At 41.7% G+C, this 26,050-nt stretch carries 22 protein-coding genes; 13 read left to right on the top strand and 9 right to left on the bottom strand.

Annotated features, from left to right (window positions below):
* Positions 1-36: 36 nt before the first annotated feature.
* Positions 37-1,662, top strand: a complete 1,626-nt coding sequence (locus tag IT970_RS02670; RefSeq protein ID WP_196857579.1) for a methyl-accepting chemotaxis protein — start codon at positions 37-39, stop codon at positions 1,660-1,662.
* 151 nt (positions 1,663-1,813) lie between these two features.
* Here the strand turns inward: IT970_RS02670 and IT970_RS02665 are convergent, their stop codons facing one another.
* Both IT970_RS02665 and IT970_RS02660 read right to left on the bottom strand, forming a co-directional pair.
* Positions 1,814-2,596 carry a YggN family protein gene (locus IT970_RS02665; RefSeq protein WP_036971085.1) on the bottom strand — a complete coding sequence of 261 codons (783 nt, stop codon included), beginning with the start codon at positions 2,594-2,596 and terminating at the stop codon, positions 1,814-1,816.
* A 151-nt stretch (positions 2,597-2,747) separates the two neighbouring features.
* Complete coding sequence (locus IT970_RS02660) at positions 2,748-5,177, bottom strand: zinc-dependent metalloprotease (RefSeq protein ID WP_036971088.1); 2,430 nt, start codon at positions 5,175-5,177, stop codon at positions 2,748-2,750.
* Between the two features lie 161 nt (positions 5,178-5,338).
* Between IT970_RS02660 and IT970_RS02655 the strand changes: the two genes are divergently transcribed.
* The gene (locus tag IT970_RS02655; protein WP_036971090.1) at positions 5,339-6,307 is read left to right on the top strand and encodes a class 1 fructose-bisphosphatase; all 969 of its coding nucleotides are present in this window, start codon (positions 5,339-5,341) and stop codon (positions 6,305-6,307) included.
* A gap of 94 nt (positions 6,308-6,401) precedes the next feature.
* On the opposite strand, the gene IT970_RS02650 is transcribed toward IT970_RS02655, so the two are convergent.
* Positions 6,402-6,722: a hypothetical protein gene (locus IT970_RS02650; protein ID WP_182396117.1), complete on the bottom strand. Its 321-nt coding sequence runs from the start codon at positions 6,720-6,722 to the stop codon at positions 6,402-6,404.
* 43 nt (positions 6,723-6,765) lie between these two features.
* On the opposite strand from IT970_RS02650, the gene IT970_RS02645 reads away from it, so the two are divergent.
* From IT970_RS02645 to IT970_RS02635, 3 genes are all read left to right on the top strand, one after another.
* The gene (locus tag IT970_RS02645) at positions 6,766-7,122 is read left to right on the top strand and encodes a DUF5522 domain-containing protein (RefSeq protein WP_074988837.1); all 357 of its coding nucleotides are present in this window, start codon (positions 6,766-6,768) and stop codon (positions 7,120-7,122) included.
* Between the two features lie 181 nt (positions 7,123-7,303).
* Entirely contained in the window at positions 7,304-9,736 is a 2,433-nt protein-coding gene (locus IT970_RS02640) for a TonB-dependent receptor (RefSeq protein ID WP_196857578.1), read from the top strand.
* A gap of 55 nt (positions 9,737-9,791) precedes the next feature.
* The gene (locus IT970_RS02635) at positions 9,792-11,330 is read left to right on the top strand and encodes a tetratricopeptide repeat-containing sulfotransferase family protein (RefSeq protein WP_182396116.1); all 1,539 of its coding nucleotides are present in this window, start codon (positions 9,792-9,794) and stop codon (positions 11,328-11,330) included.
* Here the strand turns inward: IT970_RS02635 and IT970_RS02630 are convergent.
* Complete coding sequence (locus tag IT970_RS02630; RefSeq protein WP_196857577.1) at positions 11,305-12,141, bottom strand: sulfurtransferase; 837 nt, start codon at positions 12,139-12,141, stop codon at positions 11,305-11,307. The two genes, IT970_RS02635 and IT970_RS02630, sit on opposite strands and share 26 nt — an antisense overlap.
* 126 nt (positions 12,142-12,267) lie before the next feature.
* On the opposite strand from IT970_RS02630, the gene IT970_RS02625 reads away from it, so the two are divergent.
* Both IT970_RS02625 and IT970_RS02620 read left to right on the top strand, forming a co-directional pair.
* A complete protein-coding gene (locus IT970_RS02625; RefSeq protein ID WP_196857576.1) occupies positions 12,268-13,017 on the top strand; it encodes a glycosyltransferase family 25 protein in 750 nt (249 codons plus the stop codon).
* 31 nt (positions 13,018-13,048) lie between these two features.
* On the top strand, positions 13,049-14,056 hold the full coding sequence (locus IT970_RS02620) for a glycosyltransferase family 9 protein (RefSeq protein ID WP_075594063.1): 1,008 nt from the start codon (positions 13,049-13,051) through the stop codon (positions 14,054-14,056).
* A 315-nt stretch (positions 14,057-14,371) separates the two neighbouring features.
* Here IT970_RS02620 and IT970_RS02615 read toward each other — a convergent pair whose 3' ends face one another.
* A complete protein-coding gene (locus IT970_RS02615) occupies positions 14,372-15,478 on the bottom strand; it encodes a phosphoribosylaminoimidazolesuccinocarboxamide synthase (protein ID WP_036971109.1) in 1,107 nt (368 codons plus the stop codon).
* Positions 15,479-15,696: 218 nt separating this feature from the next.
* Between IT970_RS02615 and IT970_RS02610 the strand changes: the two genes are divergently transcribed.
* The 4 genes from IT970_RS02610 to IT970_RS02595 are packed head-to-tail and all read left to right on the top strand — an operon-like array spanning position 15,697 to position 19,273.
* A complete protein-coding gene (locus IT970_RS02610) occupies positions 15,697-16,770 on the top strand; it encodes a CDP-glycerol glycerophosphotransferase family protein (protein WP_231387309.1) in 1,074 nt (357 codons plus the stop codon).
* 16 nt (positions 16,771-16,786) lie between these two features.
* Entirely contained in the window at positions 16,787-17,485 is a 699-nt protein-coding gene (locus IT970_RS02605) for an ABC transporter ATP-binding protein (RefSeq protein ID WP_036971112.1), read from the top strand.
* A complete protein-coding gene (locus tag IT970_RS02600) occupies positions 17,472-18,776 on the top strand; it encodes an ABC transporter permease (RefSeq protein ID WP_196857575.1) in 1,305 nt (434 codons plus the stop codon). Before IT970_RS02605 ends, IT970_RS02600 begins: the two co-directional genes overlap by 14 nt.
* A gap of 8 nt (positions 18,777-18,784) precedes the next feature.
* Positions 18,785-19,273 (top strand): DUF3299 domain-containing protein, encoded by a 489-nt coding sequence (locus IT970_RS02595; protein WP_196857574.1) that lies wholly within the window; start codon positions 18,785-18,787, stop codon positions 19,271-19,273.
* A gap of 50 nt (positions 19,274-19,323) precedes the next feature.
* Here IT970_RS02595 and mutM read toward each other — a convergent pair whose 3' ends face one another.
* Entirely contained in the window at positions 19,324-20,133 is an 810-nt protein-coding gene (gene mutM / locus IT970_RS02590) for a bifunctional DNA-formamidopyrimidine glycosylase/DNA-(apurinic or apyrimidinic site) lyase (RefSeq protein WP_196857573.1), read from the bottom strand.
* Complete coding sequence (locus IT970_RS02585) at positions 20,126-20,635, bottom strand: hypothetical protein (protein ID WP_196857572.1); 510 nt, start codon at positions 20,633-20,635, stop codon at positions 20,126-20,128. Before IT970_RS02585 ends, mutM begins: the two co-directional genes overlap by 8 nt.
* Positions 20,636-20,786: 151 nt before the next feature.
* Between IT970_RS02585 and IT970_RS02580 the strand changes: the two genes are divergently transcribed.
* On the top strand, positions 20,787-21,713 hold the full coding sequence (locus tag IT970_RS02580) for a manganese-dependent inorganic pyrophosphatase (protein ID WP_036971127.1): 927 nt from the start codon (positions 20,787-20,789) through the stop codon (positions 21,711-21,713).
* 75 nt (positions 21,714-21,788) lie between these two features.
* Here the strand turns inward: IT970_RS02580 and rlmB are convergent, their stop codons facing one another.
* Together rlmB and rnr are read right to left on the bottom strand one after the other, a co-directional pair.
* On the bottom strand, positions 21,789-22,535 hold the full coding sequence (rlmB, locus tag IT970_RS02575; RefSeq protein WP_075594453.1) for a 23S rRNA (guanosine(2251)-2'-O)-methyltransferase RlmB: 747 nt from the start codon (positions 22,533-22,535) through the stop codon (positions 21,789-21,791).
* Between the two features lie 14 nt (positions 22,536-22,549).
* The gene (gene rnr / locus IT970_RS02570) at positions 22,550-25,015 is read right to left on the bottom strand and encodes a ribonuclease R (RefSeq protein WP_118843985.1); all 2,466 of its coding nucleotides are present in this window, start codon (positions 25,013-25,015) and stop codon (positions 22,550-22,552) included.
* A gap of 181 nt (positions 25,016-25,196) precedes the next feature.
* Between rnr and IT970_RS02565 the strand changes: the two genes are divergently transcribed.
* The gene (locus IT970_RS02565) at positions 25,197-26,045 is read left to right on the top strand and encodes a DUF350 domain-containing protein (protein ID WP_231387308.1); all 849 of its coding nucleotides are present in this window, start codon (positions 25,197-25,199) and stop codon (positions 26,043-26,045) included.
* Positions 26,046-26,050 lie beyond the last annotated feature (5 nt).

Here is a 26,050-nt window from a genome sequence, read left to right as displayed (position 1 = left end):
AGAAGATTAAAGGGGAAATAATAAAGGAGGCTGACTGTGTTATCAGGACTAGCTTTAAAAACAAAAATCACCTTTTTTGCTATCGCTATTTTTATCGCGTTATCAGCGATAGCTTTACTAGGTTTGCAATCATTACGTCATGCCAGTGAAAGCGACAATATCGCTCGCATAAACCAACTAATGAAAAGTACTACCAACATTGTAGAGCAGTTTGAGTTGATGGTTAAAAACGGTCAACTTGAAGAAGCACAAGCCAAAAAACTCGCAATCCAAGTACTTAGAGAAAATAAATATCACGACTCTGAATACGTGTATGTGGTCAACAACAACCTTGATTTTGTTGCTACTCCGCATGATCCCGAGTTGCATGGTACGAGCTTTAATGACTTTAAAGATGCCAGTGGTAACAGTATTGGTCGCATGGTTGAAAAACTGGTGGGTAATACTACCAATAAAATTATTACTTATCATTGGGACTCTGTCCGTGACGGTGAAACCGTCGACTTAACCTCTGTCGTGCAAAAAACACCTCTGTTCGGTTGGTATGTTGGTACTGGTATCAGCGCAAAAGAAGTTGATGAGCGCTACTGGAGCACCGCAAAATGGTTGCTCGCTTTATCAATGCTCATTGCGATAGCTCTCACGTTTGCTATCGCTCGGTTTGGCTCATCACTCACCAATGCTTTAGGCGGTGAAATTGATGAAGTAATTGGCATTGTTAAAAACGTATCGCGTGGTAATTTGCATTCGCCTATTCGCCAAGATGCTCCTAGTGAAAGCATTATTGCCGCTATGCATTATATGCAACAAGGTTTGCGAGGCGTTGTTGGCGGTATTAAAGACGTGACCGACAGCTTACAAAATCAAAGTGTTGACAATGAATCACGTTCAATTGAACTTGATAGACTTACTCGCAGCTTAAATGAGGAAACGCAGATAGTCGCCTCTGCAATTACCGAATTAACCGCCTCAGCGCAAACCGTCGTTGAGCATGCCGAGCAAGCCGCTTATTCAGTCCAAGAAGCTGAGAATCAAGGGCAAAGTGCCAGCCATTTAACCAACGAAGCAGCCGAAACCATTGCCCTGTTAGAGAAGCAAATTGACAATGCGGGCAATAACATTCAAGTACTTGATGATGAGGTAAATAATATCGCTAACGTACTAAGCGTTATTCAAGGTATTGCGGAGCAAACAAATTTACTTGCTCTGAATGCAGCCATTGAAGCCGCCCGAGCCGGGGAGCAAGGTCGTGGTTTTGCCGTTGTCGCCGATGAAGTGCGTGGTCTTGCGCAGCGTACTCAAACCAGTACCGAAGAAATACGTAATATGATTGGGAAACTGCAATCAGCAACGCAAGACGCTAAATCATCCGTGTCGTTAAGTATTGCAACCAGTGAACAAACGGTAGAAAAGTCGACTAAAGCAAACGAAGCACTTAATCGCGTCGCCAGCTCGCTTAGTGCCATTGCTCAAATGAGTCACCAAATTGCAATTGCAGCGAAAGAGCAGCTAGATGCAGGTGAAGATACGGCAAAACGTATTGTGACCATCTCTGATACCGCAGCACAAACAGCCAATGTATCAAATCAAGCACACACTGCGACTGATTTAATTAAAGGCCTCACCACAAACTTAGAAACCGAAACAGCTAAGTTTAGCTAATGAGTACACTTAACGTGTTATTTATGTGCATTTGTCATAATGAGTTCTCAGTGTGTCAGCACATTTAAAACAACACAGTACATGACACTAAAAAGCCCAGAAAACAACTGGGCTTTTTATTATTGATTATCTAACTAAGGCCTGAACTGTACTAGGATTTAATCTGTACCAAATCAAAGTCAGCCATCCCTGGTACTATTTTTTGCAACCGTGACTCGGTAACATCTAACGAGTTCAAACACTCACAATACTCAGAGGCTTTCATTTCAAGTTGCTCTGCTTTCTTTTGGAGGGACTTATCTATTTCTTTAGATATAATATCCATACGCTGTCCCATGTCGTTGATGCGGTCTTCAATATTTCCTTCGCGAGATTTAAAGGCATCCCCCAACGAAACTAAAATAGCGCCTAATGAACCATGCACCGCTGAGTGAATTTTTTGACTGATCTCTTTAGTAAAGAAATCATCAATTTTCGATAATGATTGCGGAGCAATAAAGAAAAAGTCATCACCGCGCTTAAATTTATCCATCAACGCGCGTTCTACATATTGTAGTTGAGTTTTTAATACTTCAGGCTCTTTATCAGACATCCCTTCAACAACTTGTTCAATTGCGCTCAACCCTAAATTCACACCGTCAGTGGCCAGTTCAACTAATTCTGGCACCGTATCTCGGATACCAAGACTAAATTGCTCAACAACTTTGGTTTCTTCTGGATTTAAATCAACCCAATAACCACGAATAAACAGCTGGTTATTATTATTAATTTGCACACGAGTTTGGCCTTTATCAACAATACGAATGACATCGTCAGTAATAATTAAGCCATGACTTAACTCGACCTCACATTGTTTTTTTTCTAACGAGGCATAACTAGAAAAGCTAGAGAATGCAATGGCCGCTGCCAATAACGAGCGAGAGAGTAACGCCATATACACCCCAAAAAGACAAAAAAGAGAGGCCGCTAGATTAGCAAATATCCAATTTTATGCAAGTAAAACGCCAAAGCCTAACGTCGCTTTCGCAATAGCTCAAACGTTCATCCATGGTAAGGCTTGGCGTTTTACTTTTTAGACTAATAAGTTAAATTGGCGAGCCCGGAGGCATGGGTAATGCCTTAAAGTTATCCGGCCATTTCCCCGTGTCTAAAAATTGCGACACCTGCTCGCTCAAAAATTGCTTAAATGCACTGTTCCCTACCGAGGCACTGCCTAGCATTGACTCTTGCTGATAACTTTTTGCAAGCTTTGCCAAGTAATAACGAAACTGCGCTTGCACCTCAGGATCAACCTCATCACTGGCAACTAAATCAGCGAACTGCTTTGCCGTTAACAGTTGTACACGCTGAGTTATTTTACCCGCTAGGCCGTCCCCCATTTTTTGCTCAAAAATTTGCTGATACGTTTGTGCTATTAACGCATCTAACCCATAAAACGCATCGCTTCTGGCGTGTTGTTGTGCCAAACGGTTAACACGTTGACTATTAAACAGTAAGCTTAAACTATGTGTCGCCGCCACTTCGGGAAGTGCCATTGCATCAAGGGTCAGTCCTGTACGACCAACAATACTCTCACGTGATTTTGACTCTCCGTACGCTTTTGGCGGAATAAGCGATAATATCGATTCAGGCAAGACAAGATTATCAGCCTTAAGCGTTTCAAGAAGCGCATTAACGGCTAATTGTTGCGTTTGTTTTGCAACCACCTGTGCACCTTTAGGTTGTGAGCCATTTCGTACTTCATATTCGTAGTTTACGCCAGCTACGAGCTTTACTGCAGCTTCAACTTGATAGCGGTGGAACAAATATAACGGCACTAACATTTCCTCTAACTGCGACAATGCAGTACCCGTTTTAATATTATGAATGCCAAAACTAGCGAGTGCTTGTTTGCGCACAGCAAGTACACGCATTAATTCATCACTGGGCGAACTGCCATTATCCCAAAGATGTCCCGTAGGGTGTGCCCCACCTTGTGCCCGAGCATCACTGTCTGAGATGAACTCAAGACCTTTACTTTTGTTTTCGGCAAGAATAGCAGCAAGCTGCTTTGTTTCATCTTGATTGCTAAAATCACTGTAGCCATATTTAACGACTTGAGTATCCCAAACGCCCATCCCAGATGCATAGCCGCGACTAACATCCAATTTACCGTGCTCATTAAAACTTAATAAAGGATGCGGGTAATCCATGACAGAGGCTCTGTCGCCAACAGACGCTGCAAAGTTGTGAGAAATACCCAGTGTGTGCCCTACTTCGTGCGCACTGAGTTGACGAATACGGTCAAGCGCCATCGCATGTAAACGCGTTGCCACTTCATTTCCTTCTAAATACGGGGCAGCTAATGCTTCTGCTAGTAAGATATCTTGACGTACACGCAATGAACCAAGAGTCACGTGGCCTTTAATTATTTCACCCGTACGTGGGTCAATCACTGAACTGCCATATGACCATCCTCGGGTTGCTCTATGCACCCATTGAATCACGTTGTAACGCACATCCATAGGGTCAGCATCATCAGGCAGCACCTTCACAATAAAGGCATTTTTGTAGCCTGCTGCTGTAAAAGCATCGTTCCACCATTTAGCCCCATCTATCAGTGCCGTTTTCACTGGCTCAGGCACACCTGGATCTAAATAATACACAATCGGCTCAACGGGCTCACTAACTGGTAAGCTTGGATCTTTTTTAGCTAAACGGTGACGCGGGATATAACGCACATACATGGTTTCATCCAGTGGTGCCGCATAATCTTTATGTTCAATACTCCAAAAACCAGCCTGCGGATGGAATTTACGCGGCGTGTAGTTATCATCGGGCAATTTAATTAAAGAGTGATGCATGTGCACTGTCAGGGCATAAGGGTGCGCACTAACTTGACGAACATACTTACCAGGGTTGCTACCTTGAAAGGTTAAAACCGCTTCAAGCTCAGTATTTTCTGGGAATGCGTTTGAGCGCGTTAAATACACCGCACTTCGATTGGCGTCTACATTAAAACTACCCTGCCCCCGAGCTGCTAAGCTGCGAGTAACGCCATGCACATCACTTAATAAGTAAGGAGTGTAATCAATTAGGGTGGCAGAATCGGATTGGGCGACAACATCAAAGCCGGCAAGAATACTTGACGCGAATGCCTCTTTTATACTTTGTTGTTCAGCGACATTGGTAGTGTTAGCGCGATAATACGTATTGAGTGCACGTAACATGACTTTATCGCCAAAACGCTCGAACTGCACAAGGTGGGTATTGCCAAGTTGCCCTCGGTCTAGACCAATATCATTCGAGCCAACGCCATACGGCAAGCTTTGTTGTAATAAAAACGGCTGCGTGAGTTTATCTACCTCAACATAGACTTTGCCGTTTTCAGTGTCGTAATAAAAGGAAAAGTAACCTGAAAAATGTGTCATTTTTTCAGTAAAATCATTTATAGACTTAATTGCTGCGTGTGCTTGGGTTATCATAGTAAGTAACACGGCTAAGAGCAGGTATCGTAGTAATGGTATTTTTTGCATAATCTTATCTTTGTTATTCGCGTTTTAAATACTGTACAGGTATTAGGCAGTATAAAGTATCGCCGATAAAAAACAGCTATTTAAGACGAAATTCAGCGCTTGCTAAGACATTCTCTCTCACACTAAAAAATGTCTAGCTACAACGTTATCAGGAAAATAGAATGCGTAGACTCCCACCGGTATTGCTAGAAGATGGCTGCCCACGAGAACTGATTTCATTGATCAGAACGGTTCTTGCGGCATGTAAAGAAATTTCATTCCGTGTTGGCCAAGGCGCCCTTTCTGGCGTATTAGGGTCAACTCTTGATGAAAATATTCAAGGTGAAACACAAAAGAAGCTTGATGTCCTTACCAACCAGCTTTTAAAAGATATCTTATTAGAATCGGGCTACGTAAAAGCCATCGCTTCTGAAGAAGAAGATTTCACTGTAGCAGGGAATCCGGACGCAAAGTATATTGTGGCGTTTGACCCGCTTGATGGTTCATCAAATACCGACATAAACTCCTTAGTTGGTACTATTTTTTCAATAATGGAAGCCCCTGAAGGTGCAGACCCAGCTGACCAAAGTATTTTCATGCAACCAGGTAAAAACCAAGTTGCGGCTGGTTATGTTTTATATGGCCCATCGACAGTACTGGCATTAACAACGGGTAAAGGCACTCGCTTTTTTACGTTAGATAAAACACACGGTACCTTTTTATTAACAGAAGACTTTGCCAGTATCCCTGAAGAGACCAGTGAGTTTGCAATTAACGCCTCTAACCAACGTCATTGGCAACCGGCTATGCAAAACTACATTACTGACTTGATTGCTGGTGATACAGGTCCTCGTGGACGCAACTTTAACATGCGCTGGATTGCCGCAATGGTCGGAGATGTTCACCGCGTGTTATGTCGAGGGGGGATTTTTACTTACCCTACTGACACAAAAGATCCCAATAAACCAAACAAATTACGTTTACTATACGAAGCAAACCCTATGGCAATGTTAATTGAACAAGCTGGCGGTATTGCTTCTACCGGCACTGAGCGCATTATGGATATCCAACCTAATGCCATTCACCAACGTGTTGCGGTGATTTTAGGTTCCAAAAACGAAGTAGAAACTTGCTTGAGTTATCATAAGTAGCGACAGCTATTAAAAATAATAAAACCGTGTTTGTTAAAGCAGCACGGTTTTTTATTACTCACTCCCGATTGTGCAATCACAGGGCCAACAAAAGTTACTTAATAAGTGCTAATAACGTAATCAGCGTCTCTTTATTCAGCTCGCCCATTTGCTCAGCATTACTCAACGCAAAAATAGCCCCTTCAACAGCACTTTCATCGATATCTTGGCGTGACTCTAAAACACTCGCCCATAATTCTAACTCATCAATATCAATTTCATTGCTGATCACACGCTCTAGTACATTACAAAAAGTTGCTTTTGTTAGTGTATATATAGCGCCTTGATCATCTGCGGTATTAACGATTACAGCCACAGCTTGCTCGCGTTTCTTACCAAAACTCGCAAACTGACTTAGTGCGTCTAATTTATCCATTTGCTATGCTTACCTATTAATATCAAAAAATTACTTCTAGCCAATGACCATCCTTAGTTGTTCACAGTGTAATGCGACACTGACATGCCGTGCCGACGATATAAACGCATGCTGGTGTAATGAGTTACCTGCTATTTTACCACTTGATGACGCCGCAACATCCTGTTTATGCCGTGATTGTACAATTAAAAAGATAAATCTATTTTTATCTACACTATATGAACAGCCCCTTGCACAGCAATTGGCTTTTGCTAAACCCTTTTCGCATCATGGAAACTTAATAGAAAATCTCGATTACACAATGCAGAACAACTACATGGTATTTAGCCGCTGGTTCTTTTTAAAGCGTGGTCATTGCTGTTCAAATGGCTGCACTCACTGCCCATTTACCGATAAATAACAGTAAAGTAGAGTATTTATTCAATTATTTTGCATTTAATTGCAAATAACGCATGACTGCAAGAATAAAAATACATTATAATTGGATATAAATTCACTTAATATCCCTTATTTATTGCTTAAACTATTAACTTAGTGTGTTTTTTAAGCATAATTTTACTGTAACTTTATCGGAATCAAACATGAATACCTTTAAGCCTGCTCTACTTGCCAGTGCAATTTCTGCGGTTTTAATCAATAGCAACATCGCACTCGCTGCTGATGATACTGTTGAACTTGATAAATCAATTGAAACTATTCAAATCACTGCAACGCGACGAGCAGGTTCAGTACAAGATGCGCCACTTAATATCACCGCTTTAAATGGTGATGTAATTAGCGATCAGAATATTGGCGATCTTGAAGATGTTGCACGCTGGGTACCCGGTTTAACAATTTCTGACCAAGGTGGTCGTGAAGGGTCTCCGATCATTGTACGTGGTCTTAATACAAATACCTCAGACCGTATTTCTGACAGTGGCACTGTTGCAACTTATGTTGGTGAAATACCGCTCAGCATCGATTTGCGTTTAACTGATGTTGACCGTGTAGAGGTCCTCATTGGTCCGCAGGGCACCCTGTATGGTGCAGGTACTTTAGGTGGCGCAATTCGCTATTTATTAAAGCAGCCAGAACTTGATATCACTGAAGGTAAAGTAACCGGTGATGTATTCAGCATGAATGAAAGTGATGGCACTGGCGGTGAGTTTGGTGTGGTATTTAACACCCCACTCATTAACGATAAACTCGCATTACGTGCCAGCTTGAACTATTACGATAACCCAGGTTACATTGATTACACCCACGTGGTTAAAGAGCCGGGTGTGTCTAACCCAAATCCTGACTTTAGCGACAGTAGCGACGTTAATGCGAACCTTAAAAGCGTCAGTGACGTGAACGATGAGCAAATTACCACTGCCCGCTTATCACTGCGTTGGTTAGCAACAGAAACAGTTGATGCAACGCTTAACTACTTCTATCAAAAACAAGAAAATGGCGGCAACTCAACATCGCAATACGGCTCGTTGGCTGATAGCAGTGCTTTGCAAGGCGTACCAGGTAAATACGACAATGTCGCGCGAGTGCTTGAACCTGGAGAAGAAGAAAACGATTTATTAAGCTTAGAAATAAAAGCAGATCTTGGTTTTGCTGAACTTGTTTCAGCATCTGGCTGGTCAAGCTACGAGCAGTCGGGTCAACGAGACCAAACAGATCTACTCTACGATATTTGGTCTGGCTATGCTGATTTCCCTGCATTTGTTGGTTACACGCACGATACATCAGAGCGCGATAATTTCACTCAAGAGCTGCGCCTCGTATCAAACAGCAGTAGTAACCTCAACTGGATTGTCGGCGGTTTCTACAACAAACTAGAAAGCCACTCTGATGACCGCGAGTATACGCCGGGTCTTACTGAGTACTGGGGGGGTGGCATTTTAAATGTAGAAGAAGATCTTGAATACATTCTCATTTCAGATAGTGAAACCACTGAAAAAGCTATTTTCGGTGAAATTGGCTACAGCATCACTGATCAGTTTGATGTCACTTTAGGTGCGCGTTTTTATGAATATGACGTATCGACTACGTCGGGCTCTGCAACACCACTATATTCAGGCGACTTTGATTCACTTGATAACCTAGTAATGGAAAATGTCAGTGCAAGCGATAGTGGTAACTTATTTAAGTTTAATGCTAATTACACGTTTGATAATGGTATTCTTGCTTACTTTACCGTCAGTGAAGGTTTCCGTATTGGTGGTGGTAATGGGATTGCACCATGCCCAGACGTATTGCCAGAGCAACAAATCGTTTGTGCACTTCCAAACGAAGAAGATTATAAACCGGATACCACCGTTAACTACGAGCTTGGTTTTAAATCATCGTGGTTGCGTAATCGCTTGCACTTTAATGCCGCGCTATTCAACGTTGATTGGAAAGATGCACAAGTCGGCAGCAGTACTGTTAACGGCCAAGAACTTATCACGTCAAATGCAGGCTCTGCCAACTCAAAAGGTGTTGAACTGTCTACCCGTGCCATGATCGGCGACAGATGGGCTGCTTATGCAACCTACGCGTACGCTAAAGCAGAGCTAACTGAAGATACACCTTATTTATTTGGTGTTCTTGATGACAAACTTGCACACTATCAAAGCTACTATGACGGCGCAAAAGGAGACCGTTTACCGGGAGCACCTGAACATCAGTTCTCATTTGGTCTGCGTTATGAGCAAGACATCCTCGGTGATAAGTTACTTAGCGTAAACTACGGGATTACAGCCCAAAGCGATGTAATCACAAAAGTAGGTTTAAAAGCCGACGGTGAAATACTGCCAGGTTACGCTCTTAGCAATTTATCAGCAAAAATTACAGGCGATATGTGGTCAGCAACCTTATACATCGATAACCTTTTTGATAAGTATGCATTTACCTCTGTACGCCGTGATAAGTCATGGGCAGGACAGTCTCAATATGCTGAGCTAAACAAAGAGTTACCTGAGTTACAACGTGTATATGGCCACTACACAACAGCACCCCGTACTATTGGCTTAAAATTTAGTTATAACTTTGAGCTATAATTAGCCTATCTCATAAAAGCCTTGCTGGTTTACCGCAAGGCTTTTAAGATGAACCATGCTTAATAGTACTCAACACGCGCTTCGCACACATATACATCAACTTCTAGCGAATAAACAATTGGCTGAAGCCCACCAGCAGTTAGTTTTACGCCTGCAGCAAAACCCGCATGATCACGTTAGCTACTTTTTACTCAGTGAAGTAAATACAGCTGCCGGTGATTTAAATAAAGCGGTTAAGTTAATTGAAAAAGCCCTCAGTATTGAGCCTTTAAATATTTATCATTTAAACCTCGCTAAGCACCTTATATTGCGAGGGGAGATAAGTCGCGCCACTGTTCATTATAAAAGTGCAATGGCAACACAGCATTACAGTGCGTTGGAGTTAGATACACTCGCCAACATTGCAACTCGCTTAGGCTATTATGATGATGCCCTTACATTTCAACAATCAGCCTATCAACTTGATAAGCAAACACCTCAAATAAGCTATAACTTAGCAGTGGCCTTAAAAGTTCACGGCCTGTTTGGCGAAGCTAAAACACTATTAAAGCAGCTTATTACTGAACACGAGCACTATTATCAAGCCCATTATTCACTGGCCGAGTTGAACAATACCGAAGAAGCTAAGCAGCACTTAAACGTGTTACAACCCCAAGCTCAACGCGTACATACAGCGAGTGATCAACAGGCGTATTTCCATAGTCTTGCTTTAAATTATGAGCATTTAAACGACTACGAGAATGCATTTAAGTACTTTACGCACAGTAAACAAGCTATTGCGCAACAACTTAACTATCAATCACAGCAACATCGTCAGTTTTGCCAAACATTAATGAGACACAGCACACACAGTCAATTATCTCCTAGTAACTCTGACTTTGCCCCTGTGTTTGTTGTAGGGATGCCGCGCTCAGGCACCACTCTCGTTGAAAAAATACTTAATCAAAGTGATGAATTACAAGGGATTGGCGAACTGAATGATATCGCACAACTCATGCAACATGGCACACAATCAAACCGTGTTATTGATAGTGAAATGTTCGCCAAGGCTTACGCTTGCGCTGACATTCACCAAACAATAACCCACTACCAACAACGAGCCGAAAAACTCAGTAACACACTGCGCAGTTGTGATAAACAACCGTTTAATTTTTACTATATTGATTTTATTTTAGCGGCTTTTCCTCACGCCAAAATAGTGTGTATGCAACGAAATTGGCATGATTGCAGCGTAGCCAATTACAGGCAGTTATATAACCCGCAAAGTGTCTTTCACCATTACAGCTTTACATTTTACGATATTGTCGCCTTTCACCAAGACTACACCGCTTTAGCGACGCACTTTGCCACTAAGTACCCTAAACAAGTGTATTTACAGAGTTACGAGCAGTTAGTCGAAGAGCCAATTAAACAAACCCAAAAGCTCTATGCATTTTGTAACTTAAATTGGCAAGCAAGCTGTTTGGCATTTTATAAAAATAACGCAGCATCAGCGACAGCGAGTAAAAAGCAAATTCGCCAGCCACTTAACAAAAATAGTATCGGCAGCTGGCATAACTACGCTGCATTTATTGATGCGGGCCTTTTTCAATAGGTAAATCGTGACAAGCGCCCCACTCACTCCAAGAACCATCGTAAACCCGAAGGTTAGTATAACCACACTCATCCGCACACAAAGCAAGGGCACAGGCCGTCACTCCTGAGCCACAGCTAAATTGCAGCTGAGTGTGTCCATTTACATGTAAGTTGAACACTGTGTGCAGTGCATCAAGAGACTTAAGCTCCCCGTCATTCAATACATCTGACAAAGGTAAAGAACGACTACCCGGAATATGACCACTGCGCATGCCATCACGTGGCTCTGCTTGCTCGCCAGTAAAACGAGCTGTAGGCCTTGCATCTAGCGTGATAATACTCGTATCTGAAAGTGAATTTAGTACCTGATCTGCCGTGATAAAATAATCTTTACGGGGCTGTGCAACAAAGTTACCTTTTGTTGTCGGCGTATAATACTCAGAGTGAACATCAAATCCCTGAGCCAACCACTTTGCTAAACCTCCACTTAAGACTTTTACGTTATCAAAGCCCATAGCCTTAAACATCCACCATGCCCGTGCTGAACTAAATAAACCTTGGTCTTCATAAATAACAACACGTGAATTCTGATTAACTCCCGCGACTTGCATGTGTTCGGTGAATTGCTCGCTACTACACATCATACTTGGGACCGGATTACTGTTATCAGCCAGTGTATTTTTAAAATCAAAGCGCTGTGCATTCGGTAGCATAGCGGCTGGAGCGTAGCTGCCCTCCTGACCTGGGCGAACCATACCCGCATCAAAAATAACCAGATCCTTCGCTGTCAGGTTATTATTTAACCATGAGGCTGAGACTATATTTTTCATTTAATTCCTGTTTAGTCATAAGTGTTTAAACGCTGCTCACGCAATTCATCAAACTTTCAAATTCTGAATATATCTTTTATTCTAAATGTTAGAATAAAAATTAGAAAAGGTTAATTAATAGAAGTCATGTCAGTTCCTATATTTGTCATTAACATGCAAGGCAGTGAAAAGCGCTGGAAAACACTCAATAATAGACTTGCGAACATAGGTATCAGCGCCGAGAGGTTTCCTGCAACAATTGGCAAGGAACTCACTAAAGAGCAATTAGATGAGTGGTATTCACCGCAAAACAATAAACAAAAATATCATCGTGACTTAACGCTAGGCGAAATAGGCTGCTATGTAAGCCACATGCGTATATGGCAAAAAATGGTCGATGAAAAAATTAATCATTGTTTAGTGCTTGAAGACGACCTGTTTATTGAAGAGCACCTAATATCAATCATAGAATTATCAAGTTCGCTGCATGGTTGGGATCTCATTAAGCTTTCTGACAACAGAGATTTTCCGTTTATTGATAGCAAAAGCCTTCAACATAATTTCACACTTGGTAATTATCGAAAAGCCCCAAATGGCACACAGGGATACTTAATAAGTTTACCTGGAGCAAAAAAATTACTTACTCGAAAACCCTTCTGCCGGCCTGTCGATGTGGATATGCAATTCCATAGCGAGGTAGGGCTGCAAATGCTAGGTATCAAACCCTATCCAATTTCAGAAGACAGAAGTTTTGAAAGTGATATAGTGATGGCAAATTCTGGAAGGCACTCATCACGATCCACATTCCATAGGAACCTAAAGTATAGAACTTACATGTATTTGCAACGAAAAGTGAAAACAGCAGATATTGAGAAAATAGTTATAACAAATATATAAAAACGGATTGTTGAAGCATATTTAAATACTAATGAAAAACTTATCAACTATAAATAACCTCTCAATCAGCGGAAATGTACTAATTGTATTACCAAAATTTATTGGTGATGTTGTCAACTGTACCCCTACAATCGGCATATTAAAAAATCTTTATCCACAAAAACAAATTTACGTTCTTGCTCGTCCTCATCTAGTTGATATTCTTGCTAGAGATGAAACAATCCATGTTATCAGTGATGAAAGGTTTAACAAAAACCAACCTACTTCTTTATTAGGCCAAGCGAAAAAGTTAAAAGAAAAGAATATAGGACTAGCAATCATACTCCGTAATTCTCTTTCTGAAGCACTACTATGTTACGCAGCGTGTATAAAGTTTCGTGTTGGTTATGCACAAAACGGCCGCTCTCCACTCTTAACACATAAGTTTAAGCTGAATAAAAACCACCATTATATTTATCGTTATTGTCGCTTAGTCAATGAAAGTCACGGCGAGCCTTTCTCCCAATTTCCCAATACCAATTTACATTATAAAAAAAGTAACTTGATAATTAAGAAAAGTGAAAGCAAAAATATTGGTATTTATTTTGGCGGGACAAACAAAGGACACCGTCACTATCCTGTAGACTTAGCAATTGACGCTTTGCAAAAAATAAATGCTGAATATAAAAGTTGTCATTTCTATCTTGTCGGCGATCCAACTGAAAAAAAAGACTCAGAGCTTCTAACTTCTCAGCTTCAACAAGATACAATCCATATCACTAACTTAGTTGGTAAAACATCACTTATTGAAATGGTTGATGTAATTGCTAGCTTAGACTTGCTAATATCAATCGATTCTGGACCAATGCATATAGCTGCAGCTGTCAATGTTCCTTTCATTGCCGTTGTTGGTTTAGGTACTTCACCTTGGAGCACGGTTGCTCCAAAACAAAAAAATTATATTGCCTTAGTCGCCAATGGTCAGCAACTTAAAGAAAGTGAATTTATTCGCGATATAAAGCCTGAACAGATTAGTCATGCTGTGACTCAGCTTATTTAAAACGAGTAATAGCAACTCGCTTAATTAAGTGGTCTATTTTGAGACAATAAAACCTCGTTGATAACAAAGCAAAAATTTCGTTATTTAGTGGTTCTCGGCAATTGCTCCTGCATTGCTCTACCTCCTGCATCCATGCAGTCGTAAATAAGAAATTTTTAACACAGGTAGTGACGGGTTTAATCCCTCACAATGATTAAGCACTATTGCGGGTTGGTATCATATTTAACCCATCTCGAAACAAAAAAGCCAAGTGCTCTTTTAGCAAACTTGGCTTTTATACGCTACATCAGTGCGTCACTTACGAAAGAATACAGCTTAGCCCTGCTTAATTAAGCCGTATTCTGTATCTAAAATGGCAATCACTTCACTGCGTGGATCACTTGGAATAGTGATCTCTTGGCCAATGATCTTACTTGCAATACCCACATAAGTATCAGATACCTCAAGCATCACAGATTCTGGCAAGGTGTAGTCTTTTGCAAGCTGCTCACGCTCATCCATACGATCTTTGTTTAATAACACATCACTGTCAGGCACATTATTGATTAATAACTGACGGAAGCCTTCTTTAGAGTTTTCGATAATTTTACCATCGCGATACGCTTGCCCATCCCAAATACGTGATGAATCAGGTGTACCCACTTCGTCGATGTATATAAGTTTGTCAGAACCATCAACGTCTTCAACGTAACCAAACTCAAATTTCGTATCTACAAAAATTTGGTCAAGTTTAGCAAGCTCTTCGCTGATTAATTTAAAGCCTTCAACCAGTAACTGTTCGTACTTCGCAACATCATCTTCCGACTTAAAATTAAACACTGACAAGTTATTAGTGATGTTTTCACGCGTGATATTGACATCATCCACTTCGGGGATCTCAGCTACGCCGGTAATAATTCCTTTCGTTGAAGGAGTGATAAGTACGTTATCTAGCTTTTGATTTGCTGTTAGACCTTCTGGTAAATCGATACCACAAAAGTTACGGGTACCCTTTGCGTAATCGCGCCACATGCTGCCCGTGATGTATTGGCGTGCAATTGCTTCCACTTTGACTGTACTTGCTTTGCGTACAATCCACACATAAGGGTGAGGAATATCAACGATATGGTTACCAGCAAGGCCTGCTTTATCAAACAATTTAAACCAATGAGATGCAACTGAATTTAACGCGATCCCCTTACCAGGCACGCCATTTAAGCCATTCTCACCTTGCCAAATACAATCAAATGCTGAAATACGGTCAGAGATAACCATAATAGCAAGCTCAGTCCCCTTTGGAACCTGATACCCTTTTTCACTAATTAAACGCGCGCTGTCCTCATCAGTTAACCAATAAACTGAACGCACTTTACCACTGTGTACCGCACCTTTGGTACGGATCGGTAAATCATCGTTTACGTCTAAAACTTTATAGCTAGTCATGCTATCTCCGATAGTATTTGGCATGCTCTTAAAAGCACATGTATGGGATTGGGGTTATGGCCGCCTATAATAATCTAGACGCTGTGAAAGCTCAATCATTGCGCTCAGATCCGCTACGAGGCTCCGCAGATAAAATCAAAAAAAAATTAAAATCACCGTAATTTTGCTGTCATAAACAATATTTAGCTATAATACGCCTCTCGCAATAGGAGGTTTTTTTGGATTACTTAACAGCTACCGCAGAAAAAAAATACTTAATGTATATTTCACAAAACTATTCGTACGCTATTTTGCGCCCATTACAGCAAGAAATCTTAGCGCGCGGTGGCCAAGTTAGGTGGTTTTTAGAGGGTAGCAACGTTAATCATGAATTCTTAAATGAAGGTGAACAGACTCTGAGTACTATAGAAGAGGTTCACAACTGGCAACCTGATGTTGTTTATGCACCTTCAAATATTATTCCTACATTTATTCCAGGAATTAAAGTCGGCGTTTTTCATGGGTTTGATGCCGGAAAGCTAAACAGAAAAGGCGAGAATGATCACTTTAAAATTCGTGGTTGTTTTGACTTATATTGTACTCAAGGACCGAATACAACGGCTCCATTTAAGGCACTTGCAACAAAACATGGCTTTTTTGAAGTGAAAGAAACCGGTTGGCCAACGCTCGATCCGTTCTTTTCACAGATCGCAAATAACCCTTATAAAAACCCAAATGATCCTAGAAAAACCTTATTGATCTGCTCAACGTTTTCAAAGCGATTATCGCTAGCCCCTAAACTTTACGAACACATTAAAGCATACAGTCAGCAAGGTAAGTGGCGTATTTTAGTGCAATTCCACCCAAAAATGCCGAGTGAGTTAGTCGAGCAATATAAAGCCTTACAAAACGATAATTTAACTTTCGTAGAAACCGATAACGTATTACCGCTACTACAAGCGGCAGATGTCATGCTCTGTGATACCTCCTCTATTCTGCTGATGTTTTTACTGCAAAGAAAGCCCGTGGTAACTTTTTGTAATCAAGCACCCGATGAGCACCTTATTGATGTAACAAACCCAGATAAAGTTGAAGACGCAATCGATTATGCGCTCACAACGCCTACTGAGCTGATGACAAAAATTGAGCACTTTTGTCAGCAGTTGCACCCCTACCAAGATGGCTTATCGAGTCAGCGTGTACTTGCAGCAAGCAATGAATTACTATTGAACAATCCAGTACTTAAGCCAAAACCACGTAACTTTATTCGTAATTTTAAAATGCGTAAAAAGTTAAATTACTGGCGATGGTAACAACGAATAGGTCGTTATGATCACGCTTTCAAATGTGCTATTTAAATGGCACGCACAACAAGCTTCGCCCACCATTAATATTGCTTCGCTGCATATTGAGCAAGGTGAGCATGTGTTTTTACATGGCCCGAGTGGTTGTGGTAAGTCGACGCTATTGTCTTTGCTTGCGGGCGTCACCACTCCCAACCAAGGGACTATCACTCTTTTAGATAAGGCTGTTAACCAATTAAGTAATAGTAAACGCGATCGTTTTCGAGCCGATCACATTGGTTATATTTTTCAAAACTTTAATTTATTGCCGTATTTATCACCTATTGAAAACGTAATTTTAGGCTGCCAATTTTCTAAATTACGGCAAAAGCAGGCGCTTAATAACAGCCCTTCTATTAACCTTGAAGCAAGTCGTCTTTTAACAGCACTTGGTTTGACAGATGCGTTACAGCATCAGGCTGTCTCTAAACTGAGCATCGGTCAGCAACAACGTGTTGCAGCTGCACGTGCATTCATTGGCAGCCCTGAAATTATTATTGCCGATGAACCGACCTCCGCACTCGATACACAAAATCGCCAAGCATTCGTTAAATTGCTGTTTGAACAAGCTAAAGCAACGCACAGTACACTGGTATTTGTAAGCCATGACGAAACCTTGCAAGGGCTTTTTAAGCGCAGTGTTAACCTTGTTGAATTACAAGGAGGCACACATGTCGCTGCTTAAACTCGCGATTAAAAGTTTACTAAACCGCAAAGCTAGTGCCTTACTCACCTTATTTACGATTGCCATTAGCGTCATGCTCTTGATGTCAATTGAGCGAGTGCGGGTCGATGCTAAAAGTAGCTTTAGTAACACGATTTCCGGCACTGACTTAATTGTTGGTGCTCGCACCGGCGACATCCAATTATTGTTATCTTCGGTGTTTCGTATTGGCCATGCTAATAACGGGGTTAGCTGGCACAGCTATCAATACATTACGCAACAACGTGGCGTAAAATGGGCCATTCCACTGTCGTTGGGTGATAGTCACAAAGGCCTTGCAGTGCTCGGGACCAATAAAGATTATTTCAACCATTATCGGTTCGGAAAAAAGCAGCCTCTTCGTTTTGCATCAGGCCAGCAGTTTAATCACTTATTTGAAGTGGTGCTGGGTTCAGAAGTTGCCAGTTCGCTTAATTATAAATTGGGCGATAAAGTCGTTATTGCGCATGGCATGGGTAACACTAGTTTTCATAATCATGATGATAACCCATTCACGGTAGTCGGTATTTTAGAGCCAACAGGTACGCCGGTTGATAAAACTCTCCATATACCACTTGCTGCAATTGACACGATTCATGGTAAATCTCATACGCACGAAGCCGACCATGTCAAAGATGAATCTCATGAGCATGAGCATGAGCATGAGCATGAGCATGAGCATGAGCATGAGCATGACGAGATTAATTTGGTTGGAAATCCTAAGCAAATTACCGCTTTTTTGCTTGGCTTCGATTCACCGCTGTACACATTACAAGTTCGCCGTAATATCAACCAATATAAACCGGAGGCTTTATTAGCGATTATGCCGGGAGTCACATTGCGTGAACTGTGGGAGATGCTGTCAATTGTCGAAAAAATCTTGCTGCTGTTTTCCATCGTCGTGGTCTTAATTAGTTTACTTGGTATGCTAACTAGCCTGTTATCGAGCCTAAACCAACGCCGAAGAGAGTTGGCAATTTTGCGTTCTGTTGGCGCGAGACCGTGGCATATATTCACCTTGATCAGTGTTGAATCGATTCTCATCACTGGGTTAGGTTGCCTGCTCGGCATTGTACTGTTCTATGGTTTAATGCTACTGAGCGCAGATTACTTGCAAAGCCATGCAGGAATAAGTCTAAATATAGCGTTATTGTCATCCTATGAACTCATGCTATTAGCTGCGATAATAGCAGCAGGCTTTATTGTTGGGTTAATTCCTGCGACCCGCGCGTATTTCTACTCACTTGCAGATGGTATGAGTATTAAAATTTAAGGAATGTTATGCAGTTTTTTCAAAAGTTCGCAGTCTTAGCGACATTATTACTATGCACAGGGGCTTATGCTGGACCACCAAAGGAAATCTTCTGGGAAGATTTAATCCCTAAAGGGCACGTGCAAATTGACACGCAAGCACAAGCAAACCATGAAGGCAGCGAGCAAAACTGGGTACAACCAGACCTTGATGCTCCTGTAGTCAAAGAACTTGATGGCCAATCAGTCAGCCTTCCGGGCTTTGTCGTCCCGCTTGAAGGGGACAGTGAGGTAATTACTGAGTTTTTACTTGTGCCGTATTTTGGTGCTTGTATTCATGTACCACCTCCACCGCCTAATCAAATTGTTCATATAACCATTAAAGGTGGCGTACCAATCGAGAGCCTATATGATGCCATTGTGGTAACAGGGGTAATAAGCACTGAGACTTGGTCCGGTGAAATAGCCCAAGTAGGCTATAAAATGAAAGCCGTCGGTGTTGCCCCGTTCGAGCTATAATTAAAAAGCACGCCAACGGGCGTGCTTTTTACTGCCTTATTAATACACGCTTATTTTTGGCAATTTGCACAAAACACGGTACTTCTTTGGCCTAATCTAATTTCTTTTAACGGCTCTTTACAGGTAACGCACGGCTCACCTTTGCGGCCATACACCAATAATTGCTGAGCAAAATAACCCGGTTTACCATCACTTTGCGCAAAATCTTTTAACGTCGTGCCGCCTTGAGTAATCGCCGCAGCTAGTGTGTCTTTAATTATAGGCACTAATTGTTGATAACGTTTTAAGGATACCTTTCCCGCTTCACGTTTGGGGTGGATCCCCGCTTTAAATAGCGACTCATTGGCGTAGATATTCCCCACACCAACAACCACGGCATTATCCATAATAAATTGCTTAACCGGTACTTTCTTGTTTCTTGATTGCTCGTAAACACGCTCAGCAAAAAAATCATCAGTAAGAGGTTCTGGGCCTAGCTTGGTCAGTAAAGTATGGCACTCGCCAGGTGCTTGCCATAAACATGCCCCAAAGCGGCGCGCATCATTTAGCCTAAGCGCTTTTCCAGACTCTAAAACAAACTCGATATGGTCATGTTTTTTAAGTGGTTCATCGGCATTCACAACGCGTAAATTGCCTGACATTCCCAAATGTAATATGACACTTCCACGCTCACAACCCAGTAATAAATACTTTGCTCTGCGTTCAATCGAGTTAACTTTAAGACCTTGTAACTGATATACATCATCAGGCACTGGCCAGCGCATGCTGGCATTATGAATATTCACTTTAGTCACTACGTGGTCGAGCACATGCGGAGTAATCCCCAACCGACTTACTTCAACTTCTGGTAATTCAGGCATCTGTCATTCTCTTAAACGGATATAACGGAAATAACTGAGCGGCATCGGCGTGTTCAAGCGCAAATACACGCTGTAACCGCTTATCGAGTAGGTAGTAATTTCCTTCAATGGTATAAAGTTGATACACCGCAGGTAATTGCTCACCCGCTAACCACACTGAAGCAACATAGTTCGCTGATGTCTTCGAAAGCTTACTTACAGGTATACTTGCAAGATTGAGCTGTTGATGCTGCCACAGCTCAACTAATTGCTCTAACGCTTGCTCATCCCCGTGCCATGTTGTTTCTTGTAAGTTTTGACTACGCCAAGAAGTGCCAATTCGCTCAATTTTAAGTTCGGGAAATGCCATCGCCAAAATAAAACTTTGTTCAGGTAGCAGCGCGTGCATGCCGTCCTCTGCAGGTTGAGTATTGAGCTTTTTATGTAAACCATTGAAGAAAAAAATCATCAATAGCATTGAAATAATGACCACATTATTCCACGCTTTTCTGCTCAATCGCATGTGTATCTTCCTCTACTTTCAATACGTTAAAGTGTAACTAAAATTCTGGTTAATTGGCAGTTGTAATTGATCAACAAAATTTCATGTCTGTTATGTATCAATCTGTAGAGACTTTGCTAAAATATCTGCCAAATTTAAAGGAGTTCCGTCAATGTCAATGTATGTAGTGGGCCATAAGATCCCTGATTCAGATTCAATTTGCGGTGCAATTGCGCTTGCTTACTTAAAAAACCAAATCAATGAACCGGCCATTCCAACGCGTTTAGGTGAAATATCACCTGAAACACAATTTATCTTAGATAAATTTGGCTTCGAAGCACCTGAGCTTAAACTTAGCTACGCAGGTGAAGACGTTTATATCGTTGACCATACAGAAAAAACACAAGCACCTGATGACATCGATGAAGCACGCGTTGTAGGTGTAGTCGATCACCACAAATTAGGCGACTTAACATCATCAACACCTCTTGAGTGTTGGATTCGTCCGGTGGGTTGCTCAAATACCATTATTAAAATGATGTATGATTTTTACAATGTAGAAATCCCGAAAGACATCGCGGGCATCATGTTATGCGCTATTTTAAGCGACACCGTTATCTTTAAATCACCAACATGCACCACTGCTGATATTAAGTGTGTTGAAGCACTTGCTGACATTGCCGGTATCGAAGATTTCAAAGAACTTGGCATGGAAATGTTCAAAGTAAAATCTGCAGTAGAAGGCACGCCAGCTCGCGACCTAGTTATGCGTGATTTTAAAGACTTCAACATGAACGGCAAGCTAGTCGGTATTGGTCAACTAGAAGTCATTGACCTTGCTGTTTTTGATGAGATCAAAGCAGACCTTGAAGCTGACATCGTGAAGCTAAAAGAAGAAGGCGGCCGTCACTCAGTATTACTACTATTAACAGATATCATGAAAGAAGGCTCACAGATGCTGATAAGCTCTGATGACGTTGCTGTTATTGAAGCGGCATATGATGTTAAATCTGAGAATGGCAAAGTATGGTTAGATGGTGTATTAAGCCGTAAAAAGCAAGTTGTACCGCCACTACAAGACGCATTCGCAAAAATCTAATTGTCATTCGCGGTGCCGAATATAGATAAGTAAAAGCCGATATTATATCGGCTTTTTTATTGTCGAACGCAAAGATTAAAGCTGCGTCGCATTACGCTGACGTAATACCTCAAATAAGCAAATACCGGTCGCAACCGATACATTTAAACTTGATACCGTGCCTGCCATGGGTATTTTAACGAGTAGGTCGCAGTGCTCGCGAGTTAGACGACGCATACCGTCACCTTCGGCTCCCATCACTATGGCCATTGGACCTGTTAAGTTAGCATCAAATAATTCGGTGTCAGTTTCACCCGCTGTGCCAACAACCCACACACCTGCGTCTTTAATTTCACGTAATGTGCGTGCAAGGTTTGTCACTTGTACTAAAGGCACTGTTTCAGCGGCACCACAGGCTACCTTACGTGCTGTGCCATTAAGCTTTGCAGACTTATCTTTAGGCACAATAATCGCGTGTACGCCTGCTGCATCCGCACTGCGTAAACACGCACCTAAATTATGCGGATCGGTTATGCCATCTAACACTAACAAGAAAGGCGTGTCTTCGCGGGCAATGATTTCGTCGAGATCTTTTTCATTGTACATTCGCGCTGCTTTCACGTTAGCAATGATCCCTTGGTGCTGTTCACCATTGGCTTTGTTATCAAGTGCTTTGCGCTGCATAAATTGCACTGAAATACCGAACTTACGAGCTTCATCAATAATCGGGTTTAAACGCTTATCTTCACGCCCTTTTAGCGCATAAATTTCTAAAAAGCGCTCAGGCTCTTTTGCTAAAATAGCTTCAACAGAGTGAAAACCAAAAATTAATTCATTACTCACGTATTATTTGCTCCTCAGCTAGTACGTTTTCGGGCGTTCTTGCCCGGTCTTTTTGCCTTTTTGGTGGCTTTTTTCTTGCTCTTCTTCTTACCTGCTTTTACAACATCCGCTTGTTTGCTGTTAGGTTTTTTACGCCCTTTTGCATGAGAAGACTTGCCACGCTTTGCATTATCTTTCTCTGAAGATTTAGGGTCTGAGCGACTATCATCCCCTTTTTTGCCAGGGATTTTCCCTGCTTTTAACTGCGCACGAATACTCGGTTTTGCAGGTGCACTTTGCGCACGGCGTCGCGCATAGCGGTCTTGCGGTACATTACCAGCAAACACTAAATTAATTCGACGCTCATCTAAGCTGACAGACGATACCTGAACCGTCACTTTATCGCCTAAGCGATGAACCGTATGAGTTTGCTCACCAATAAGACAGTGTTTTGCATTGTCATAATGGAAGTATTCATTGCCAAGATTCGTTACGTGGATCATGCCATCTATTTGTAAGTCGTCTATGCGAACAAATAAACCAAAGTTAGTGACCGATGAAATAACCCCGCCAAATTCATCGCCAACATGGTCTTGCATAAACTCACATTTAAGCCAATCGGCGACTTCACGGGTCGCATCATCTGCGCGACGTTCAGTGGTTGAACATTGCTCGCCTAAAATATCAACTTCATCATTACTGTAAGCATACTCGCCCGACGTTTGTTGGCCTTGTGCTTTTAAAACAGCTTTAATCGCACGGTGCACAACTAAATCAGGGTAACGGCGAATTGGCGATGTAAAATGCGCGTAAGCAGGTAACGCCAAACCAAAGTGCCCAATGTTGTCTGGTTGATACACAGCCTGTTTCATCGAACGTAATAACATGGTTTGAATTAACTCGGCTTCAGGACGGTCACCTAGTTTTGCAAGTACATGTGTTATTTCTTTTGGTGTCGGCTCATCTGACAATGTTGACTCAATGCCCAGTTCAGATAAAAAGTTTCTGAAAAAACCAAGCTTTTCAGCATCAGGTTCATCATGCACACGATAAAGTGCACTGGCCTCATGTTTTTCTAATAAACGAGCTGCCGATACATTCGCCAAAATCATGCATTCTTCAATGAGCTTATGCGCATCATTACGCACCACAGGAACGATTGATTCAATTTTTCGGTGAGCATCAAACACAAAACGCGTTTCTAGCGTTTCAAACTCAATTGCACCACGCTCTTGACGAGCTGCTTTCAGTGCCATGTACATTTGATGTAAATCAGTTAAATGCGGCACCATTGGCGCGTATTCTTCGCACAGCCTTTCATCACCTTGCAAAATTGCATGCACTTTAGTGTAAGTAAAACGGGCATGTGAATTCATCACCGCTTCGTAAAACTTATAATTCTCTAAGGTGCCCTGCTCAGATACGGTCATCTCGGCAACCATACATAAGCGATCAACATTGGGGTTTAATGAACACAAACCATTTGACAACACCTTCGGCAACATGGGAATCACTTGCTCAGGAAAGTACACTGAATTACCGCGTTCTATCGCTTCTTTATTCAGTGGCGTGTTCATACCAACATAATGTGATACATCAGCAATCGCGACCCATAAACACCAACCACCTGATGGTTTTCGCTCACAGTAAACGGCGTCATCAAAGTCTCGTGCATCTTCACCATCAATTGTTACTAATGGTAAATCACGTAAATCGACTCGGCCTTGCTTTGCTTGCTCATCAACAAATTCACCTAAATGGGCAACTTGCTTTTCAACGGCTTCAGGCCATACATGCGGAATATCATGGTTTCGAAGTGCTACTTCAATTTCCATACCGGGGGCTAAATGCTCACCCAATACTTCCGTTACTTTACCCACTGCATTCATGTGACGACTTGGGTTTTGCGTGATCTGAACTTGAACCATTTGATTATGGCGCGCGCCATTCTCACTGCCAGGCAGTATCATAATATCTTGCGTGATTCGCGGGTCTTCGGCAACAACCACCGCAATGCCATGCTCAACAAAATAACGACCAACAATCGGGGCGCGCTCATTCGTTAACACTTTAATGATACGCGCTTCGCATTTACCACTGCCGCCTTTGCGATTGCCTTTAGCAAGCACAATGTCGCCATGCAGCACCATGTTCATCTGGTGTTTTGCGATAAACCAATCTTTATTTTCGCCTTCAACTTCTAAAAAGCCGAACCCATCACGATGGCCAACTACTTTGCCTTTCACAAGGCCTGATTCATCAATCAACGCGTAGCATTTAAATTTATTGAAATACAACTGACCGTCACGCTCCATAGCGCGCAAACGACGTTTAAACGCAATTTGGCGTTCAGTGTCATCCACGTGTAATTCGTCACAAAGTTGTGTGAAGTTTGCTGGTTTAGCGCGAGATTCTAAGTGAGTAAGTATAAACTCACGGCTAGGGACTGGGTTTTCGTACTTTTCTTGTTCTCGACTGAGATTGGGATCCTGTTTTGTCATTCACTATCTTGTTAGTTGGTTATGTTGTTATTTTAACCCATAACCACGCAATGAGACAGGCAAATGCTATGAAACTTTTAAGAAATTAACTAAATATGCCAAAAATAACACGTTGATATTCTTCGCAGTAAAGAGTCTGTGGTAATATTTTCTGAAAATAACAACAACCTAACAAATATATATGGATATTAATTTAACCCACTACCTTGCAGCAATGGCGTACAACAGCGCATACATCGCTCTTTTTATCGCGATAATCGCACTCGCAAAGCTGTCGTATAACTTAGCAACCTCCTACAACACCACAAATCAATTAACAGATAATGCCAATACAGCATTAGGTTTATCAATTGGTGGCTATTTGGTCGCTATTACGATTATTTATGGGTTTGTACTAGCAGGACCAAGCAAGGGCCTACTGACCGACTTAATTAATGTATCGCTGTATAGTGTACTCGGCATGGTGTTATTAACATGCTCACGCTTTCTAAATGATAAGTTACTGCTGCGTTTATTCTGCAACCAAGAACAGTTAATTAATCGACAAAATGAAGCCGTTGGCTTAGTACAAGCTGCTAATTACATGGCTGCAGCCTTAATCATTGGTGGCGCTTTAACGGGTGAAGGGACGTGGTTATCAGCCATTGTATTTTACGCACTCGGACAGCTTTTGCTGATCATGTTTGCTAAAGGCTATGATCACCTCACTGCTTTTGACCTGCATGAACAGCTTGAAAAAGGCAATAAAGCTGTAGCGATGAGCTTCTCAGGCACCATGTTAGCGTTAGCAATCATTCTGTGCCATGCCCTGCTTGGTGGCTTTCATACTTGGCAACAAAGTCTTAGTTTATTTTTTATTGATGCGTTGTTTGGCTTCTTAATCTTGCCGATCGTACGTTACTTGGTTGATAAAATTATCTTCAGTAAAATCTCTCTTGACCAAGCTATGCATGACAATAATACCGCTGTTGCCGTTATCGAAAGCAGCATCGCAATAAGTGTTGCAGTGATTATCACGATCGCTATTTAAGCTTA

The organism is Pseudoalteromonas sp. A41-2 (genome assembly GCF_015767615.1).
Classification (GTDB): domain Bacteria; phylum Pseudomonadota; class Gammaproteobacteria; order Enterobacterales; family Alteromonadaceae; genus Pseudoalteromonas; species Pseudoalteromonas lipolytica.
The sequence above is the reverse complement of the archived record's forward strand: the minus strand, read 5'-3'. Positions and strand labels throughout refer to the sequence as shown.